This window comes from Brachybacterium saurashtrense, from assembly GCF_003355475.1.
GTDB lineage: Bacteria > Actinomycetota > Actinomycetes > Actinomycetales > Dermabacteraceae > Brachybacterium > Brachybacterium saurashtrense.
Window position 1 is genome coordinate 2,398,294 of sequence record NZ_CP031356.1, and the last position, 15,689, is coordinate 2,413,982.

Genomic DNA, 15,689 nt, shown 5'->3' on the forward strand with positions numbered 1-15,689 from the left:
GCCGACGCCCCGGCGCTGCGCGGAACCGGCCCAGTCTATCCAGCGCCCCCTCGCCCGCCCCGTAGCCGGCGTCACAGGCATGTCGTGAGACCGGCCACCGCTCGGAGGGGCGGGTCGGGGTGCGGGGCCGAAGCGCGGGGACCGGGATGCCGGCGATCGGGGACCGACGGGCCGTTGGGCGCTCCCGCGCGTCAGGGCACCGCCACGGGCTCGGCGACCGGGTCCAGCAGGCCCTCGGCGGCGAGCTCGTCCTGGAGCGGTCCCGGCATGACCCAGGCGTGATAGCCGTCGCTGTGCACGTCGGAGAGCATGCGGGCCCCGGCGGCGCTGCCCTCGGGCCAGATGTCGCAGCCCAGGGTGATCTGGGCGTCGGAGGCGTTGCGGTCCGCGGTCACTCCCATCGTGGTGGGATGGATCCAGTAGGCCAGGACGTTCTGCACCACCGCGTCGTTGCTGCTCCCGGGTGTGCAGGAGCGGTCGAACTCGACGGTGAGGGCGTCGCCGTGCGCGGCCTGGAGGCGGTTGATCTCGTCGGCGAGCGCCGGACGACCGCCCTCCAGCTGCTGGAAGTGGTCGGTGGCGCGGGTGGCGGCAAGCGTGCCCGCCGCCGTGACCACCAGCAGCGCTGCGGCGAGCACGGCGGCGCCGCGGCGCCCGATCCGGCCGATCGCCGTCAGCACGGCGAGCAGCGCCAGCGGCGGGAGGCTCGCCAGCAGCCAGAAGCGGTTGTCGTTGGTGAGGCTCGGCACCAGCCCCCAGGGCCAGGTCTCCGAGGTGGCCTCGGGCAGCGTCCAGAACCACGGCATCACCCCGGGGATGTGCGCGGGAGTGACGTACCCCCAGGTGGGGGCGTCGGGCGCGAGCCACAGCACGGTCACTCCCACCAGCGCCGCCGTGAGGGCGAGCGCGACGCCCACCACCCGGCGTCCCGCGCCGCGCAGCACCGCCGCCGCACCCAGCGCCACCAGCAGCGCGGTGACGGGGTCGAGGTAGCGGCCGTACAGCCAGGCGTCCAGCCGGCGCCAGGAGGCGAGGTACAGCTCCCCCTCGCTCGCCCACCTCCCCACCGAGAGCACCGCCACGCCCAGCAGCATCGCGGCCAGCAGGCAGGCGGGGCCGATCGCGCGCTCCCGCCGCAGCTCGCGCCATACCAGCACCACCAGCACCACCAGGCCCACGGCCACCAGGCCCAGGCTGCCGGCCGTCTGCTGCCAGGCCTGCCCCACGAGGGCGCGCACGAGCAGCGAGGGGCGGGACTCCCGCAAGGTCTCGAGCACCTTCTCGCCCTGGCTGAAGCCGCCGCCCAGGTACTGGTTCAGCAGCCCGCCGGACCAGAACGCGAGGGTGCCCAGCGGCACCGCGACGGCGAGACCGACGAGCGCCGCCCGCCAGGAGCGCAGGGCGAGCAGCAGCAGCCAGAGCACGCAGGCGATCAGGAGCACCACGGCCCGGGCGTGCGTCGTGGTCAGCACCACCGCCGCGATCGCGAACACCGCCGCGCGCGGCGCGGTGGGCCGCTCCCAGAGGCGGAGGGCGGCGAGCATCGTGCAGGCCAGTGCCAGGAAGAGCATCTTCTCGCTGGTCACGTAGCCGCTCTGCACGGCGCGGGCGGGCATCATCATCACCAGGGAGGCGACGACGGTCGCCTGCGGGGCCGCGAGGCCCAGGCGGGTCACGGCCCGGGTCAGCGGCCAGATCGTGGCGAGCGACGCGACCACGCCGAGCGCGATCGCGAGCCGGTAGGCGACGGCGGGGCTCTCGGTGACCCACCAGATCGGCGCCATCACCACGCTCCAGGCCGGGAAGTACCCGGCCCCGCGCGGCGGGGTGGGCATCTCGCCGCCGGAGAGGAACTTGGAGTACTGCAGCAGCACCACTTCGTCGAAGGGGAACGAGGGAGTCCTCGCTCCCCACGCGATCACGGTGTGGAGCACGAGCGCGAGCAGCACGCTCGCCGCCGCACCCCATTGCCACCCGGCCCCGGGTGCGCGCAACATGTCGGAGGCCCGAGCGCGCAGGCCGCCGGCCCCGTGCGCCGCCGGCTCCCGCGGCACGGGCGGGACGGCGGCCGCCTGCGCGCCCACGGGCCCCTCGTCAGCGGCCGCGGGCCGCAGCGCGCTCCGTCACCAGCTCGGCGATGAGATCGGCCTGCGCGAGCGAGCGGCGCTTCACCTCGGGCAGGTGCTGATCGAGCTTCCCCTGCACCTCGTCACGGCGTGCGGAGAGATCCTCGAACCGGCTCCAGAGGTGCTCGGGGGTGAGCTGGTCGTGGCCGAAGGCCCACTCCTCGAGCGCGAACATCTCCAGCACCTCGCGGTACTTGTGGCTCCACCCGATCACCAGGGTGGGCACCGCCATCGCCAGCGAGGAGACCATGGCGTGGAAGCGGCTGGCCACGAACAGGTCGCAGCGGCCGATGAGGTGGCGCAGCTGCTGGGAGCTCAGCTCGCGGTCCACGAACAGCACGTCCTCGCCGGGCACCAGCAGATCGTTGATCCGGGTGCACAGCGGCAGGTCGTTATTGTGGGTCTTCTCGGTGCCGGTGCGCACGGAGTGCGGCACCAGCAGCACCTTCTTCCCGTCCCGGCGCAGGCGCTCGATGAACGCGATCATCTGCCCCACGTAGTCGTCGCCGCGCCCCTCCACCTTCTTCTGCAGCACCACGGAGGGGCACACGCCCACCACCTCGCCGTCGGCGAAGAAGTCGAGGTCGACGCCGGCCTCGCGCAGGCCCTGCTCCTCGGTGCCGTCCATCTCCAGGGAGAAGGCGTAGTCGGCGCCGGCGACGAGGTTCGTCAGGCCCAGGCCCTCGGCGAACTCGTGGGTGATGCGGCCGCGTGTCACGAGGGTCTGCGCCTTGGGCAGGAAGACCTTCGAGACGATCCGGTTGATGGGGTTCTTGAACGGGCCCACCGCCTGGGCGCACTTGAACACCGGGGTGTGCAGGTTCAGCGCCGGGAGGATCGAGGCGACGTTGTAGAGCAGGAACTTCTCGCGGCCGTCGGTGAAGGTGATGCCGCCCTGGTCCAGCAGCGCGTCGCTCTGGGCCAGCGCACGGATCGCCCGATGGCGGCGCAGCAGGGGCCGCAGCGGGGGCAGCAGGCGGTGGGCGAGGGCGAGCGAGTTGATGGTCACGCCGAGGGTCTTGGGATCGGCGGCCACCACCTCGAGGTTCGGGTACGGGTTCTGCGCCCGGTCCTCCTCGGGGTACATGCTCAGCAGGGTGAACTCCACCTCCCCGAGGCGCTCGCCGAGGGTCTGCACGGCGCTCTCGAGCATGGCGGCGGCGCCCTTGTTGCCGGACAGCGCGGAACCGATGACGGTGATGCGGGGGGTGCTCATGGGCGTGTCTCCTGAGGGATGGTGCGGCGGATGACGAGGTAGACGGCGGCCACGACGGCATCGCCGATGGTGGCCAGCAGGCGGGCGAGGAGGCTGATCACGATCGCCTCCGGGGCGGGGACGTACTGGCTGAGCACCAGCACGATGACGGCCTCGCGCACCCCGAGCCCGCTGGGCACGAGGATCGCGAGGATGCCCACGGCGCCGGCGAGCGCGTAGGCGGCGGCGAAGGGCAGCCAGTGGCCGGGGGTGATGTCGCTGACCGTGGCGGCGATCAGCACGAAGCCGATGCCGTTGAGGATCCGCGGCAGCACGAACTCGAGCGCGGAGAACGCGGCGCGACCGCTGGACAGGAAGTACTCCGGCGGCACGGAGCGCTTGAGGATCCGGCGCAGCGGGAGATTCAGGATCCGGCGGAACGTGGGGGCGTGCAGCACCATCGCGGCGGGGATCAGCACAAGCAGCGGGGCCACCATGAGGGTCGCGTTCTCGCCGAGGATCCCGGGACCGAGGCTCACCAGCAGGATCACCAGCGCCGGGACGATCGAGGCGATCTGCAGGAACACGTTCTCGTAGACGAAGCTGATCAGCACCAGGGTGCGGCTGATGCCCTTCTTGCCCGCCCACAGCACCTTGTTCGTCACCGAGCCCACCTGCCCGGGGATGTACTTCAGCACCCAGGACAGGCACTGCACCGCGACCGCCTCGCGGGCGCTGACGCGGGCGTCCGGGTCGAGCCAGCGCACGATCCGGCCCCAGGCGGAGCCGGTGACGGCGACCGCGAGCGCGAAGAAGACGATCGCGAGCAGCCACCAGGGGCTGAAGCGCAGGTGCTCGGCGCGCAGCTCGGCCCAGTTGGCGGCGAGGGAGCGGGCGAAGAGGACGCCGACGAGGCCGACGACCAGGACCGTGGCGATCCAGCGCAGCGCGCGCCGCCCTGCGGGGCGCCTGCGCGCCGGGGGCGCCGGGTCGTCGTCGGCCGTGGTGGGGAGGTGCGTCATCTCAGTCGTTGTACCGCCGGAAGGTGTCCAGGGACTTCTTCGCGGAGTACGGCACCAGGCCCTCGTCGTGCGCGTACCCGAAGGCGATCAGCATCACCACGCGGTCGCTGGTGTCCAGGGAGAGGCGGCGCTGCATCTTCGCCTCGAGCGGCTCGAAGTCCGGCCAGTTGATCACCGAGGAGCTCAGGCCCAGGGTCTCGAGGGCGAGGATGAACTGCATCGCGGCGAGGGAGCTGTCCACGTAGATGGCGTGGCGGTCGCGCGGGCTGAAGTAGGACTCGAGCTTGCCCACCACCACGGCGACGGCGGGCACGTTGTCGGAGTAGCCGGCGGAGCCGAAGGGGATCGCGGCAACCTCGTGGGCCAGCGCCGGATCGTCGAAGATCCGGAACTCGTAGGGGATGCGGTTGCAGGCGGTGGGCGCCTGGCGGGCCACTCGCAGCGCCTTGTCGATCAGCTCCCGCTCCACGGGCTTCTGCTCGAACCAGCGCACGCTGCGTCGCTGCTGGGCGAGCAGCTGCAGCGAGTCGTAGGAGATGTCGCTCACCAGCTCCTTGGGGTGGGGGATCTTGCCGGTGTTCTCGGCGCCGTGCTCGACCGCCTCGAAGCGGGCACGGGCCGCCTCCACCGTGCGGTCGGTGCGGGCGCTCACGCGGAAGTACTCGGTGAGCACGTCATGCGCCCACTCCATCTCCGACTGGTCCATGCTGCCGGGCGCCTGCCGCCACTGCCGGGCCGCGGTCTCGTAGAACTCGATGGTCTCGGTGATGTAGTCGCGGGCGAACACGTCGCGACGGGGCCGCATGATGAGCCCCTTCTCGAGCCGGTGCACGTTGCGGCGCAGCTCCACGTGGGTGGTGCGGGAGGTGCTCTTGTTGCGGTAGTAGTTCCGGCGCCCGCGCAGCACAGCGGACTGCTCGCGATTGAAGGCGAGCGGATTCACCGCGAAGAAGAGATGGGTGAGGAGCCGGTTGGAGCCGAAGGACTCCAGGAATCCACGGTTCACCACCTCGTAGGTGCGGCGGATCCAGGTGATCGCCAGCAGGTCCTTGGCGATCTTCTTCAGCCGGTCGAGCACAGGGCCTCCCAGGAGTGATGGTCAGAGGGATGCGCCCTCCCCCGCGGAGCACGGAGCGGCGCCCCGGGCGGGAGCTCCGGGTGCCTCCACCCGGCGCCGCGCACCGGGGCCGAGTGTACCCGCGCCCCGGTCAGGCCCCGGAGGGCGTGCGGATAGACTGCCGCGAGTCCGCCGCCCCTGTCGCCCCCTGGAGGGAGTGCCGTGTCCGAGGCCATTCCCGGAGCCGCCCCTCCTCGCGGTCTGCTCCCCTCGCGCGAGAGCTCGCGCACCGGCACCGGCACCCACCGTCGCGCCGACGGGACCACCGTCGCCGTGCTGCGCTCCTGGTGGTGGTGGGTGGCCGCGGCGATCGCGGTGGGCGCCTGCATCTACCTCCACTGGGAGATCAGCCGCTCGGCGATCGCGCCCCGCACGCCGTGGGACGAGATCCATCCGCTGGAGACCGCCCGGTATCTCGCCGGCGCGCACGAGGTGATGCCCCTCTCCGGCAGCGGCTACTACCCGGGCTGGGCGCTGATGCTCGCCCCGCTGTGGTGGTTCACCGACGACCCTGAGCGGCTCTACCAGCTCGCGGTGCTGATCGGGAACGTCCTGGCGGTCGCCACGATCGCCCCGCTGACCCTGCTCGCACGCCGCATGGGCCTTCCCGTCGCGCCCGCGCTCACCGTCTCCGCGCTCGCCCTCTGCCTCCCCGGCAGGACGGTGCTCGCGGACTACGCCCTCAGCGAGCAGGCGATCCTCTTCGTGCTGGCCTGGACGGTGCTGGCGATGCATGCGCTGTGGCGGCGCCCCACGGTGCTGCGCACGGTGGTGTTCGTGCTCTGCGTGTCCGCCTGCTACCTCATGCACTCCCGCGAGCTGGCCCTGGTCGCCACCGCCGCGGTGTGGCTGGCGCTGATGGCGGTGCGCCACTGGCGGGTGGCGGCGGTGGGGCTGCCGCTGCTGGCCGTGACGAGCCTTGCCGTGCGGCGGTTCTCCGCGCATGTGCTCGACGCCACCCTCCTGGGCGGCAGCGGCGGCAAGGAGGACCTGCTGGGCCAGGTCTTCGAGAACGGCTCCGCGGGACTCTTCACCAGGGTTCTGCTGAACCAGAGCTGGGCGCAGGCGGTGGGGACCGCGGGGCTGGCCGCGATCGGCGCCGTGGTGGTGACGGTGTGGGCGGTGCACGAGCTGCGGCGGTGGCGGATCGGACCCGGCGTGTTCCTGCTGGGCACCTGCCTCTCCGCGCTGCTGCTGAGCGCCGTGTGGTGGACCCGGCCGGACTTCCTCTGGGCCGGGGACGGCTACGTGCGCCTGGACGTGTGGGTCTACACCCGGTACGTGGACCACGTCGCGACCCTCCTGGTGCTGGTGGCGCTCGTCGCGCTCGTGCGCGGTCTGCGGCGCGGCCCGCTGCTCGCGGCGCTCGGGCTCTTCGCCGCGGTGGCGCTGCCGGTAGTGCTGTGGGTCGCGAAGGACGTCCCCCTGTGGGGCGCGCTCGACGGCCCCGGCAACTCCTCGGCGCTGCTGAGCTGGGTCTCGATGTTCCCCGCGGAACCGTTCCCGCTCCCCCAGCAGCCCACCATCGGCAACGAGAACAGGTTCTGGGTGTGGGCCTCGCTGTTCGGGGCGGCGGCGCTGGCGGCCGCCCCGCTGCTGCGCCGTGCCCCGCGGGTGCTGGTCTCCCTGCTCCTCGCCACCGCCGTGACCCTCTCGCTGCAGGCGGATCCCTCGCAGCGGCGGGACGCCCCGGTGGCGATCGAGCAGGCCGTCGAGCGGGTCGAGGCCGTCACCGGCGAGCAGGCGGAGGTGGACATGGACTACTCCTGCAGCGGTCCGGGCCTGACCCGTTACCAGGTGATGAACTGGCTCGGCTTCTGGCTGTCCCCGCGGGACGTGGACCTCGCCGATCCGCCGCAGGGCACCCCCTTCGACTCCGAGTACGTGGTCTCCTGCGCGGACTGGCCCGAGGCGGCGGAGCTCGGGGCACTGCGGGTGAGCGACAGCGGGTACTACGGCTATGCCCTGTGGGTGCTGCCCGGGGAGGAGCAGGCCGCGCTCGAGGAGGCGGGGCTGCTGGACCGTTGAGACCACCCGGCGGCCCCTGCGCACCGCAGGGCCCTCTCCCCACCCCGTCCCCCTCCGATCGTCGCAGGAGCTCCTGAGTGACCACCCCCGAGTCCGCCCCCGCGCACGCGGGCGCCCGGCGCAGCCCGGCCCCCGTGCCCCGCGTCCCCGGCACCGCCCGCCACCGCCGCGACGAGTCGGAGGCGCGCACGGTCCCGCCCGTGGCCGGCACGGCCCGCGCGGACGCCCTGTGGTGGCTGATCGCCGTCGCCGCCGTGCTGGCGTGCACCTGGCTGTACTGGGACATCGCCCAGACGGCGCTCGCCCCGCGCACCCCCTGGGACGAGGGGCACCCGATGCAGACGGCGCGCTGGATCGCGGGCGAGCGCGGGCTCACTCCGGTCTCCGGCTCCGGCTACTACCCGGGCTGGGCGGTGATGATCGCCCCGGTGTGGTGGTTCACCGACGACGCGTACGCCGCGTACACGGCCGCCGTGTGGATCGGGAACCTGCTGGCGCTGGCCACGATCGCGCCGCTGGCCGCGATCGCGCGCCGCTTCGGGGTGTCCTGGCCGCAGGGGATCGCGATCTCCGCGGTGGTGATGATGTTCCCGGGCCGCTCCCTGCTGGCGGACTACGCGCTCAGCGAGCAGCCGCTGATGCTGTTCTACGCGCTCACCGCCCTGGCCGTGCACCGTCTGTGGGAGAAGCCCAGCTGGGGCCGGGCCGCCGTGCTGCTGGCCGCGGCGACCGGCGCGTTCTTCATCCACTCGCGCGCATTGGCGCTGCTGGGGACGGTCGCGATCTGGTTCCTGTGCTTCTGCCTGCGCAACTGGCGGATCGGCCTGGCCGGCGCCGTGGGGGCGGTGGCCGTCTGGCAGGTGGTGGGCCCGCTCGCCGAGGCGCTCGCGGAGACGGTGCTGCTGCGCGGCTACGGCAAGGAGGACGTGCTGCTCAGGGGGCTCGAGAGCGCCTCGCTGGACCTGTTCGCCAAGGTGGTGCTGAACCAGGGCTGGGTGCAGGCCCTGGGATACCTGGGTCTCACCGTGGTGGGCGTGCTGATCGTCGCCCTGTCCACGATGGAGGAGCTGCGCCGCCTGCGGCCGGGGATCCACACCTTCTACCTCGGCCTGGCGCTCTCGGCGTTCCTCATGAGCACCATCTGGTGGACCCGGGGCTACCTGCTGCTGCCGCCCGACGGGGGCCGCCGCTTCGACGCCTGGGTGTACTCCCGCTACCTGGACAACATCGGCGCGATCCTCTCGGTGATCGCGCTGGCGTACCTCCTGCGCCAGGCCTCGGCACGCCTGGTGGGCCTCAGCGCCCTGCTGTTCGTCCCCTGGGCCGCGCTGGTGGTGTTCTGGGTGGCGCCGAGCGTGCCGGTGTGGGGCTCCACGAACGGCCCGGCGAACGCCTCCTCGGTGCTCGCCTGGGCAGGACTGTTCCCGGAGGAGCCCTTCACCGCGCCGCTGGTGCCGAGCCTGGCGAACCAGAACAGCTTCTGGCTGTGGGCCACGCTCGCCGTCCTGGTCTCCCTGGGCGTGCTGGCGCTGACGGTGCGCCGCCCACGGGCGATGGTGGTGCTGGTGGGGGTCGCGGCGCTGGCCACGTCCCTGGTGGCGGATCCGGACCAGACCCGCTACCCGCCGCGGAACATGATCGCGGCGGTGGAGTCCGTGGAGCAGGCCACCGGGCAGGAGCGGATGGCGCTGGACTTCGACTACGGCTGCCCGCCGGAGCACGGCCCGAACCGCGCCGTGGCGCTGAACTCGATCGCGGTGTGGATGTCGCCCCGGAACCCCCATGTGGTGGAGACGCAGAGGGACGAGCAGTTCACCGCGGATCTGGTGATGTCCTGCGAGCACTGGGAGCGGGCCGAGGAGCTGGGGGCGCGCGCCGTGGTGGGCCGCCCCAGCTACGGCTACCGCATCTGGGTGCTGCCCGGCGCGGTGCAGGACGAGCTGGCGCAGCAGGGACTGCTCGAAGGCGCGGAGTGATCCTGGCCGTCACCCGTCCCTGACCGGCCACGGTGCGGTGCGCGGCTTGTATCCTCCCCTCATGAGAATCAGCACCATCGGTTGTGGGTACCTGGGCGCGGTCTACGCCGCGTCGATGGCGTCGATCGGGCACGAGGTCCTGGGCCTGGACGTCGATCAGAAGAAGGTCGACGACCTCAACCGGGGCATCGCCCCGTTCCACGAGCCCGGCTTCGAGAAGGTGCTCCAGGACGCCCTCGAGGCCGGTCGCCTCCGCTTCTCCACCGACTACTCCCACGCCGCCGACTACACCGCCCATGTGATCTGCGTGGGCACCCCGCAGCTGATCGACGCCGCCGGCGCCGACCTCACCTACGTGCACGCCGCGGTCGATGCCCTGATCCCCCATCTCGCCGAGGACGCCGTGGTGCTGGGGCGCTCCACCGTGCCGGTGGGCACCGCCGCCTCGCTGCGGGAGCGCCTGCGCGCCGCCGGCCGGGAGAACGCGCTGGCCTGGAACCCGGAGTTCCTGCGCGAGGGCTTCGCCGTGGAGGACACCCTGCGCCCGGACCGCATCGTCTACGGCCTGCCCGAGGACCCCGCCGAGTCCGCCCGTGCCCGCGCGGTGCTCGACGAGATGTACGGCACGATGCTGGAGAACGGCACCCCGCTGGTGGCGGGCAACTACGCCACCGCGGAGCTGGTGAAGGTCTCCGCGAACTCCTTCCTGGCCACGAAGATCTCCTTCATCAACGCCGTGGCCGAGGTGTGCGAGGCCACCGGCGCGGACGTCTCCGTCATCGCAGAGGCGATCGGGCTGGACGACCGCATCGGCCCGAAGTTCCTGCGCGCCGGGATCGGGTTCGGCGGCGGCTGCCTGCCCAAGGACATCCGCGCCTTCATGGCGCGCGCCGGCGAGCTGGGCGTCACCGAGGCGCTGGGCTTCCTGCGCGAGGTGGACCACGTCAACAACCGCCGTCGCGACCACGTAGTGAACATGGCCCGCCAGGCCCTGGGCGGCGCCTTCACCGGCAAGCGGGTCGCGGTGCTCGGCGCGGCCTTCAAGCCGGACTCCGACGACACCCGCCAGTCCCCCGCCCTGTACATCGCCTCGAAGATCTCCGGCCGCGGTGCCGACGTGGTGGTCACCGACCCGGCCGCGAACGCCCGCGTGCACGCCGAGCGGCCCAACCTGGCCGTCGCGGAGGACGCCTACGCGGCGGCCGCCGGGGCGGACATCGTGCTGCTGCTCACCGAGTGGACGCAGTTCAAGGAGCTGGACCCGGTGCGGCTGCGGGAGGTGGTGGGCACGCCCACCATGATCGACGGCCGCAACGTCCTGGATCCCGCCGCCTGGCGGGAGGCCGGCTGGACCTACCGGTCCATGGGCCGCCCCTGATCCCTCACCCGGGTGCGCGACTCCGAGAGGCGACCGGCACCGGCCGATGAGCTCTCCGACTGGATCCAGGAACCGTCGGGCGAGCCCGTCGGCCGGTCCTCGCGCGCCCGCACCCGCCTCGAGGACTGGCTGACCGCACCGGAGACCGCGCGCAGCACCACGCTGGACGACTGGCTGCAGGGGCCGGTCGAGGAGCACGCCGAGCAGGAGGCGGAGGACGCCTGGTCCACGGGCGAGTCCGTCTCCGGCGCCACCACCGCCGGCGGCTACGGGCAGGAGCCGCGCCCCACCGGCGGCCGTCGGCGCGGCGAGGAGCGGCGCGGGGCCGACGGGGCCGAGGCGCCGCATGCCGCCGCCCGGGCGGGCGCCCGCCGCCAGCGGCCGGCGTTCCGCGCGGAGCTGCACGGCCTGCGCGCGGTCGCGCTGGGCCTGGTGGCGGTGTACCACATCTGGCTGGGGCGGGTCTCCGGCGGGGTGGACGTCTTCCTGTTCCTCTCCGCCTTCTTCCTCACCGGCACGTTCGTGCGGCGCCTGGAGAGCGGCAGGCCGCTGGGGGTCCCCCGCTACTGGCTGCACACCTTCAAGCGCCTGCTCCCGCCCGCGGCGGCGACGATCCTGCTGGTGCTGGGGGCCTCGGCGGTGCTGCTGCCGCCCTCCCAGTGGGTGTCGGTGATGCAGCAGGCGGTGGCCTCGGCGGTGTACCTGCAGAACCTGCTGCTGGCCGTCATGCAGGTGGACTACCAGAACCAGGACGCCGGGGCCGCCTCCCCCCTGCAGCACTTCTGGTCGCTCAGCGTGCAGGGCCAGGCCTTCGTGGTGTGGCCGCTGCTGTTCCTGCTGATGCGGCGTCGGGCGCGGGCCGGGAAGCCGGTGCGCCTGCCGCTGATCGCACTGGTGGCCGTGATCGGCGCCGCCTCGCTGGCCTGGTCGGTGCTCTCCACCCAGACCCAGCAGCAGATCGCTTACTTCGACACCGCCGCGCGGATGTGGGAGTTCGCCGCGGGCTCGCTGCTGGCGCTGACTCTGCCGCTGCTGGACCGGCTCAGCGGGGCCCACCGCCCGGAGGATCCGCTGCGGCCCCGCTTCGGCGCGCTGCGGGCCCTGGTGGGCTGGGCGGGGATCGTCGCACTGCTCGCCGTGGGCGTGCTGGTGGACGTCTCGGCGCTGTTCCCGGGCTGGATCGCGCTGTGGCCGCTGGCCGCGGCGGGCGCGGTGGTGGTGGCCGGGCACTCCGGCCGGCGCTGGGGCGCGGACGCCCTGCTCTCCACCCGGCCCGCCGCGTTCGTGGGCGACATCTCCTACGCCCTCTACCTGGTGCACTGGCCGCTGCTGGTGCTGTGGCTGCACCACAGCGAGCAGGAGCGCGCCGGACTGCTGGACGGCCTGGCCGTGCTCACCGCCTCGGTGCTGCTGGCGTGGGCGCTGACCCGCCTGGTGGACGCCCCGATCCGCCGCTCGGCCTGGCTGGAGGCACGGCCCTGGCGCGCTCTCACGGCGGTGGCGGTGAGCGTCGCCCTGGTGGCAGGTGCCGCCGGGGCCTGGTCGCTGACGCTCACCCGGGAGAGCACCCCGGACCCGACGCCCACGGCCTCCCCGGCACTGCCCACCGACGAGGTGCCCTCCGAGACGCCGTCGGAGATCCTGCCGCACGGCTGGGAGCTGCGCAGCCAGTGGCCGTTCCTGCCGGAGGACTGCTCGGGCCGCTGGGAGCCGGCCACGGACTTCGACAACGTGCCCTGCGACCAGCTGCTGCCGGCCGGGGCGGAGCCGGCCGGCCTGGTGGTGATCCTGGGCAGCTCGCACGCCCGCCAGTACGTGCCGGCGCTGCTGCCGTGGGCGGAGGAGCACGACCTGCAGATCGTCAACCTCCACATGAACGGCTGCAACTTCGTGCCCGGCATGGAGCGCGGCTCCTACTGCGACGGCTACGACGAGTACGCGCTGGACTACATCGACACCGTGCAGCCGGACGTGGTGCTCACGATCTCCACCCGCACCGCCGCCGACTCGGCGGAGGAGGAGATGCTGGCGGGCCAGGCCACCGCGGTGGAGGTCCTCACCGCTCGCGGCATCGACGTGCTCAGCGTGCGCGACAACCCGCGCTGGGAGGACAACGCCTACCAGTGCGCGGAGGCGGTGATCACCGCCGACGGCACCCCCGCCGAGGCGGACGAGGCCTGCGGCGCGGACGTCTCCGAGAAGCTCGCGCCCGAGAACCCGGCCGGCGAGCTGGTCGCCGCCGACGGCGGCGGCAGCCTCACCGTGCTGGACTTCAGCGACCTGATCTGCCCCGACGGCCGGTGCGCGCCGGTGCTGGGCGACACCTACGTGTACCTCGACGAGGACCACCTCACGAAGCGGTTCGTGCAGCAGACCATCACCCCGGCGATGACCGAGGCGCTCGACGGCCCCGACGGGCCGCGCAGCATCCGCGACCTCGGCTGAGGCCGCCTCGCGGCCGCGGCGCGGATGATTCAATGACGGGGTGATGTCGTTCTCCGCCGCCGCCCCGTCCCCTCGTGCCCGCTCCACCGCCCTCGACCTCGGGGCCTTCGTCACGGCCTCGCCCTCCAGCTTCCACGCCGCCCGCGAGGCGGCCCGTCGTCTCGAGGAGGCCGGCTTCACCGCCCTGCGCGAGACGGACCGCTGGGAGGCGGCCGACGTCGCCGGCGACCGCTACGTGCTGCGCGACGGCTCGCTGATCGCGTGGTCCGCCCCCGAGGGCGCGAGCACCTCCACCCCGTTCCGCATCGTCGGCTCGCACACCGACTCCCCCGCCCTGAAGCTCAAGCCGAACCCGGAGCTCGGCGCCGAGCAGCTCACCCAGGTGGGGGTCGAGATCTACGGCGGCCCGCTGCTGAACTCGTGGCTGGACCGGGAGCTGCGGATGGCCGGGCGGCTCGCGCTCGCCGACGGCTCCACCGTGCTGGTGGAGACGCCCGGCCTGCTGCGCGTCCCGCAGCTCGCCGTGCACCTGGACCGCGGGGTGACCAAGGACGGCCTCACCCTGGACCCGCAGCGGCACATGCAGCCGCTGCTGGGCTTCGCGGGCCATGACGTGCTGGAGATCCTCGCCGAGCGCGCGGGCGTGCGCCGCGCGGAGATCGTGGGCATGGACGTGGTGACCGCCGACTCCCAGGCGCCGGCGCTGTTCGGCGCCCACGAGGAGTTCCTCGCCTCGGGCCGGCTGGACAACCTCTCCTCGGTGCATGCCGAGGTGGAGGCGCTGGCGACCGTCGCACGGGGGGACCGGCCGGAGACGGCCGCCGGGCCTGCTCCGATCGCGCTGATGGTGGCCAACGACCACGAGGAGGTGGGCTCGGCGACCCGCTCCGGCGCGGGCGGGCCGTTCCTCGAGGACGTGCTGGTGCGGGTGCATGCGGCGCTCGGCGGCGACGAGGCGACCCGCCGGCAGGTGATGGCCTCCTCGATGGTGCTCTCCGCGGATGCCGGCCATGCCGCACACCCGAACTACCCCGAGCGCCACGACCCCGTGACCCGCCCCCGCCTGGGCGAGGGCCCGATGCTGAAGATCAACGCCCAGCAGCGCTACGCGACCGATGCGGTGGGCATCGCCGCCTTCGTCGCGGCCTGCGAGAGCGCCGGGGTGCCGCACCAGCACTTCGTGTCCCACAACGCGATGCCCTGCGGTTCCACGATCGGGCCGATCACCGCCACCCGGCTGGGCATGACCACGATCGACGTGGGCCTCACGCTGCTGTCGATGCACTCGGCGCGGGAGATGTGCGCGACCGCGGATCCGCTGCTGCTGCAGCAGGCCTGCGCCGCCTTCCTGCGCGGCTGAGCGCCCTGCGCGGGCGAGCGCCGCGCGCCGCTCGGCATCGGCGGCCCGTCGAGCAGGTCGCTGTCGTCAGCGCCCGCCGGCCGCGGGGTCGTCGGCGTCGGCGCGCTCGGCTCCCGTGCCGTCGGCCGGCGCGTCCCCGGTGCCGTCGGCTGCCTGCGCGCGGAACCCGATCTCCCGCACCGCCTCCACCGCCGCGCGGGCCCGCGCGACGGCGGGGTGGTCGGGGCCGTGCTCGCGCCGGGCGTCCCTGAGCAGCTCCTCCACCTGGTAGTAGGCATCGTCGAGGTGGCCCGCCTCCGCGGTGGCCTCGGCGAGCTCGCAGCGCAGTGCGATCGCCTCGGGGCTCAGCGACTCCCCGTGCTCGAGCAGGGCGAGCAGGCTGCGGGTGGCGTCGTGGACTCGCTGCTGCGGGGTGCTCATCAGGGCCCTCCTTCACGGGTGCGGTGGCCTCGATCCTACGGTGCCGCGCCCTGCCCCCACCGCAGTACTCTGAGCGGGACATGGAGATCAATCCCTTCGAGGCGCGGCTGCGCATGCTGCAGCAGTGGGACGGCGTGCGCATGCAGCGCGAGGCCGCGCCGGATGCCGAGACCGCCGGCTGCCCGGGCTGCCCCTACTTCTGGACCTGCCCGGTGCCGCACCGCGGCGAGGAGGTGCGCGCCCCGGAGGAGATCGAGCCCGAGGACGTGGCCGGGGAGCTCGGCCCGCGGCGCGCCTTCACCCCGCGGGACGAGACCGACATCGGCTGGACGGACGTGTGGGTGGACGAGCACGGCCTGCCGCTGACCCCCGAGGAGCGGGACCTCGTGGCGCAGGACGAGGCCGGTCCCGCGCCTGACCCCGAACCCGCGCCTGAGCCCGACTCCGAGCCCGCCGCGCCGCTCTCGCCACCCTCACCGCACTCCCCCGCGCCGCGGCGCGGATGGCGGGGCCTGCTGCGGCGCCGTCGCTGAGGGTCCCCGCCGACGGGGTGTGCTGCGGGGGCGCGCCGCAGCGAGGGCGCACGGGGCGGCCCGGGCGCACGGGGCGGACCGGGCACGCG

11 protein-coding genes are annotated in these 15,689 nt (G+C 73.5%); 6 read left to right on the forward strand and 5 right to left on the reverse strand.

Going from position 1 to position 15,689, the window contains the following annotated elements:
* Nucleotides 1-191: 191 nt before the first annotated feature.
* The 4 genes from DWV08_RS10970 to DWV08_RS10985 all read right to left on the reverse strand — a co-directional run bounded on the left by DWV08_RS10970 (nt 192) and on the right by DWV08_RS10985 (nt 5,421).
* Nucleotides 192-1,997 carry a DUF2029 domain-containing protein gene (locus tag DWV08_RS10970; protein ID WP_127097471.1) on the reverse strand — a complete coding sequence of 602 codons (1,806 nt, stop codon included), beginning with the start codon at nt 1,995-1,997 and terminating at the stop codon, nt 192-194.
* Between the two features lie 97 nt (nt 1,998-2,094).
* Nucleotides 2,095-3,342 carry a polysaccharide pyruvyl transferase family protein gene (locus tag DWV08_RS10975; RefSeq protein ID WP_115413828.1) on the reverse strand — a complete coding sequence of 416 codons (1,248 nt, stop codon included), beginning with the start codon at nt 3,340-3,342 and terminating at the stop codon, nt 2,095-2,097.
* Nucleotides 3,339-4,343: a lysylphosphatidylglycerol synthase domain-containing protein gene (locus DWV08_RS10980; protein WP_115413829.1), complete on the reverse strand. Its 1,005-nt coding sequence runs from the start codon at nt 4,341-4,343 to the stop codon at nt 3,339-3,341. Before DWV08_RS10980 ends, DWV08_RS10975 begins: the two co-directional genes overlap by 4 nt.
* 1 nt (nt 4,344) lies before the next feature.
* Nucleotides 4,345-5,421, reverse strand: coding sequence for a nitroreductase family protein (locus DWV08_RS10985; protein ID WP_115413830.1), 1,077 nt, complete (start codon nt 5,419-5,421; stop codon nt 4,345-4,347).
* Between the two features lie 201 nt (nt 5,422-5,622).
* Between DWV08_RS10985 and DWV08_RS10990 the strand changes: the two genes are divergently transcribed.
* The 5 genes from DWV08_RS10990 to DWV08_RS11010 all read left to right on the forward strand — a co-directional run bounded on the left by DWV08_RS10990 (nt 5,623) and on the right by DWV08_RS11010 (nt 14,647).
* Nucleotides 5,623-7,488 (forward strand): DUF2029 domain-containing protein, encoded by a 1,866-nt coding sequence (locus DWV08_RS10990; protein WP_115413832.1) that lies wholly within the window; start codon nt 5,623-5,625, stop codon nt 7,486-7,488.
* 77 nt (nt 7,489-7,565) lie between these two features.
* A complete protein-coding gene (locus DWV08_RS10995) occupies nt 7,566-9,464 on the forward strand; it encodes a hypothetical protein (protein ID WP_115413833.1) in 1,899 nt (632 codons plus the stop codon).
* A gap of 61 nt (nt 9,465-9,525) precedes the next feature.
* Nucleotides 9,526-10,842, forward strand: coding sequence for a UDP-glucose dehydrogenase family protein (locus tag DWV08_RS11000; protein WP_115413834.1), 1,317 nt, complete (start codon nt 9,526-9,528; stop codon nt 10,840-10,842).
* A 12-nt stretch (nt 10,843-10,854) separates the two neighbouring features.
* Complete coding sequence (locus DWV08_RS11005) at nt 10,855-13,287, forward strand: acyltransferase family protein (protein ID WP_115413836.1); 2,433 nt, start codon at nt 10,855-10,857, stop codon at nt 13,285-13,287.
* A 43-nt stretch (nt 13,288-13,330) separates the two neighbouring features.
* The gene (locus DWV08_RS11010) at nt 13,331-14,647 is read left to right on the forward strand and encodes a M18 family aminopeptidase (RefSeq protein WP_162801551.1); all 1,317 of its coding nucleotides are present in this window, start codon (nt 13,331-13,333) and stop codon (nt 14,645-14,647) included.
* 66 nt (nt 14,648-14,713) lie between these two features.
* Here DWV08_RS11010 and DWV08_RS11015 read toward each other — a convergent pair whose 3' ends face one another.
* Nucleotides 14,714-15,067, reverse strand: coding sequence for a hypothetical protein (locus DWV08_RS11015; RefSeq protein ID WP_241237219.1), 354 nt, complete (start codon nt 15,065-15,067; stop codon nt 14,714-14,716).
* Nucleotides 15,068-15,147: 80 nt separating this feature from the next.
* Here DWV08_RS11015 and DWV08_RS11020 point away from each other — a divergent pair, with 80 nt between their 5' ends.
* Nucleotides 15,148-15,600 (forward strand): hypothetical protein, encoded by a 453-nt coding sequence (locus tag DWV08_RS11020; protein WP_115413838.1) that lies wholly within the window; start codon nt 15,148-15,150, stop codon nt 15,598-15,600.
* Nucleotides 15,601-15,689 lie beyond the last annotated feature (89 nt).